Genomic DNA, 3,189 nt, shown 5'->3' with positions numbered 1-3,189 from the left:
GCGGCGGCCGCCACGGTAACACAGTCTATAGCGACATCTGCTATTATTGGTGCAGCCACGTCAGGTGTTATGAATGGAATAGCTTCCATGAATTCCGGCAACTCATTTTATGATGGATTTGCAAGTGGCTTTGAATCTGGAGCAATATTGGGTGCAATCAGTGGTGGATTAGGAGCCGGGATATCGGCAGTTGCAACCGGGGCAGAACTGACAGTAGGAAGAATAGTGGCAGTAAAAGCTGTGAATATGATATCTGATGCGACTGTAGATACTGTGGTATATGCATATCATTCAGACAAGTACGATAAGAGTATTACTGGTGTAGACATAGTCAAGACTTGGGCAGCGAGTGCTGTAACATCGCTTGTTATGCAGTCGATTATGGATGAATGTAATGATAGGACTCAATCACCAGATAAGAACAGTAATTCAATTAATTTTAAGAATTCGTTGGATAATCAAAGTAAAGCTAATAGTAATAAGCCCACAAATACAGTCACATATAGACGTGTTCAAGGAGGAACTGGAGACAAAGCAAGTCAACAGAGAATATTAATTGATAGTGAAGGAAATGTATATATAAATAAGAAAAATGTAAATTTGAATGTTAGTGTGGATAACGGAGAGCATTCGCAGTATTATATAGAAAATAAACGACCTGGTGCTGATATTTATGAATTTGAAGTTCCTAAATGGTTAGATGATATGGTAAACGAGTATATCGTGCCGGAAAAGAATTATAGAACAAATCCTTTAAATCAGGGGAGATGTGCGCCAAAGCTAAATGATCCCACAACTCCTGGAAGATGCATAGAATTTCCTGCACCGTGGATTGAATGGATTGAGGAATATGCTACAAATGGAAGAATAATAGCAGGAGGGGGGTAGGTGAAAGATAAGAAATAGAATAAGGTAAGCTTAAAATTGTTGAAAAAAATAATTGGAGGATTGGTTTAATGAAAAAAACGATTTCGATAATGACAGAGGAGTTTGTAAATGAAAAAACAGGCGAAAGCGTAGAGGGTATAACTATAATGATTGATGGAGTTATAAAAGATTTATTTGATATTATTAAGCATGAAAAAAAAGAATACAGCGATAACGTAAGTATAGTTCAGGATGCTTTAATGAAAGGTTTAGAAGAAATAAAAAATACTATATAAGCTAAGGTAATTATCATAGAATTTGCGATTTGCAAAAATACATTGTTTCCATAACAATTAGTATAGTGGAAACAATGTATTTTTTATAGTAACATGAGAAAAAAACATGCTGATTGACTATGTTGTACACACTACGTCAGAGGCAAAACAAATTGCTGGAGAAACAGGTGTAACACATGAGGAGAAAAATACGTATTTAAAGAATCGCAGATATTATTTTGATGCTGTTACCAAAACAATGGTTAGAAGTATGTCGGTTTTAGATAGTGGAACAATAGATGGAATGGCTACGGATGAAAATGGGAAGGCTTTAATATTACTGATATCAGATCATCTTGATTGGAAAAATGAGTATGATCATTTACTAAGACTACAAGAAAAAATAAATTCTTATATTACATTCTGCGAGGAACATCAATGGAGAATTAACAGTAAAAGAGTTTGTTGATTGGTACAATGATATTGACAACTATAGACCAGAACTGCCTAGTAATAACCGTAGTCACAAATATGAATAAGGAAGAATCTAATGGATATATATTTAGTAGCAAAATTAAAGAAATATGATGATTTTATTTCCTGTTATAATGAAGGAGATGAGAAAAAAATGTACAAAGGTAAATCACTGCTATTTTATTCATTATCAAATAATGATGCAGAAAGCCGTTATTTAATAACAATTTTTTTGATCAATAAGGGTGCTGATGTTAATGTAGTAAATGAGTGTGGTGAAAATCTTTTGCATATATTGCTTTCAAGAGTGAATCACAATATAAATCAGACGGTGGAGTTGTGCAAAAAGTTGATAGATGGAGGTGTGGATATAAACCAAATAGACGAAAAAGGAAGAGTCCCACTACAGTATTTGATTAATTTAAAATTTACAGATGAGGAACTTGAACCTTTATATAAAATCTGGTTTGCACAAAAAAATATTCTGGTTAATTACAAGAATGCATGGGGAAAAACGCCATTGGAAATTGCTGCTCAAATGCCGTACAGAAAAAAATTAGTAGAAAGGTTAAAATTATATGAGTGATGTAGTAAGTTTTATTTCAGATGCTGGTGGAAGCGTTGTTTCAAAAAATATATTGATACGGAAGAGTATTTGAGTGATGCAGATAATATGAGCATCTGTGATTTTAATACAATTGCAAATATTGAACCGGCAATTCTCACAATATACAACTGTAAAGTTGGAACTGATTTAGAATTGGTGGATGAGAATGGAAAGAAATATTTCTTGGATAACAGTACAGGAAAGAAATTTAAAGTATAGGACATATTCTGGGCACTCGGTAAGAAGTAAATGAGTAGCGTAAGAAGCCGATGCAGATAGTAAATACATTGTTTACTTAACAACACTTGTTATGAAAACAATGTATTTTTTTACAATCAAATTAAGAAAAACTAAACGACTGTTGACAAAAATAATAAACGATGTAATACTATTGCTTGGCAATAATATAAAGGAGATGGTGTTGTGTCGCGGGAAGATGATGTTGGAGCTGCGGGCGTTGGAGAAGCTGCGAAAGATAGCAGAGATGAGCTTGAAGACATTTTAAAAGCGCTTGAAGCTGGTGATTCTGACAAGCATGGACCCAATGTGAAGATCATTATAGGTGTAATAGCTGGGATCGTATTGGCTTCAGTTGTGTTAATCAGCATAATGGTTAAAATAAGAATGCACAGGTTCGTGATGTGATAACGGATACTTTGTATGTTGTATCGCAGTATCTGCGAACAGGCTATGTGAATCATGAGCACTGGGTATTAGTGTTACCGAGAGAAGGCATGGTTATGGATCCAGATAGAACCTTGAAAAGTTATCATGTTGAAAATGGCGATAAACTGATACTCATGTAGATGAAGGATGTGTGATGTTAGTATCGTAAAGATACTTGACAAGTACAGGGGGGATGAAAATAATGGGGAATAGAGGCGTGCTTTTATATGTAGACTTGGGCAAGCTTGAAGATGAACCATACAGATTGTCAAAGATATATGATACACTTGGACAGTATAT

At 34.5% G+C, this 3,189-nt stretch carries 7 protein-coding genes; all 7 read left to right on the top strand.

Annotation, left to right across the window (positions count from 1 at the left end; all coding sequences use genetic code 11):
* A partial coding sequence (locus tag DWW60_RS13235) for a hypothetical protein (protein ID WP_330417774.1) occupies nt 1-888 on the top strand: 888 nt, incomplete at its 5' end.
* A 68-nt stretch (nt 889-956) separates the two neighbouring features.
* A complete protein-coding gene (locus tag DWW60_RS13230; RefSeq protein ID WP_055148043.1) occupies nt 957-1,163 on the top strand; it encodes a hypothetical protein in 207 nt (68 codons plus the stop codon).
* Nucleotides 1,164-1,269: 106 nt separating this feature from the next.
* The gene (locus DWW60_RS13225) at nt 1,270-1,611 is read left to right on the top strand and encodes a DUF6572 domain-containing protein (protein WP_055148041.1); all 342 of its coding nucleotides are present in this window, start codon (nt 1,270-1,272) and stop codon (nt 1,609-1,611) included.
* Nucleotides 1,550-1,681, top strand: a complete 132-nt coding sequence (locus DWW60_RS14135; RefSeq protein ID WP_082418113.1) for a GH-E family nuclease — start codon at nt 1,550-1,552, stop codon at nt 1,679-1,681. Before DWW60_RS13225 ends, DWW60_RS14135 begins: the two co-directional genes overlap by 62 nt.
* A gap of 11 nt (nt 1,682-1,692) precedes the next feature.
* Nucleotides 1,693-2,202 (top strand): ankyrin repeat domain-containing protein, encoded by a 510-nt coding sequence (locus DWW60_RS13215; RefSeq protein WP_055148038.1) that lies wholly within the window; start codon nt 1,693-1,695, stop codon nt 2,200-2,202.
* A 69-nt stretch (nt 2,203-2,271) separates the two neighbouring features.
* A complete protein-coding gene (locus DWW60_RS13210) occupies nt 2,272-2,442 on the top strand; it encodes an immunity protein Imm33 domain-containing protein (RefSeq protein ID WP_199413867.1) in 171 nt (56 codons plus the stop codon).
* Nucleotides 2,443-2,646: 204 nt separating this feature from the next.
* Complete coding sequence (locus tag DWW60_RS13205) at nt 2,647-2,868, top strand: hypothetical protein (protein ID WP_055148032.1); 222 nt, start codon at nt 2,647-2,649, stop codon at nt 2,866-2,868.
* The last annotated feature ends 321 nt before the right edge of the window (nt 2,869-3,189 follow it).

Origin of the sequence: Coprococcus sp. AF16-22 (assembly GCF_003461545.1) — a bacterium.
Taxonomy (GTDB): domain Bacteria; phylum Bacillota; class Clostridia; order Lachnospirales; family Lachnospiraceae; genus Coprococcus; species Coprococcus aceti.
The sequence above is the reverse complement of the archived record's forward strand: the minus strand, read 5'-3'. Positions and strand labels throughout refer to the sequence as shown.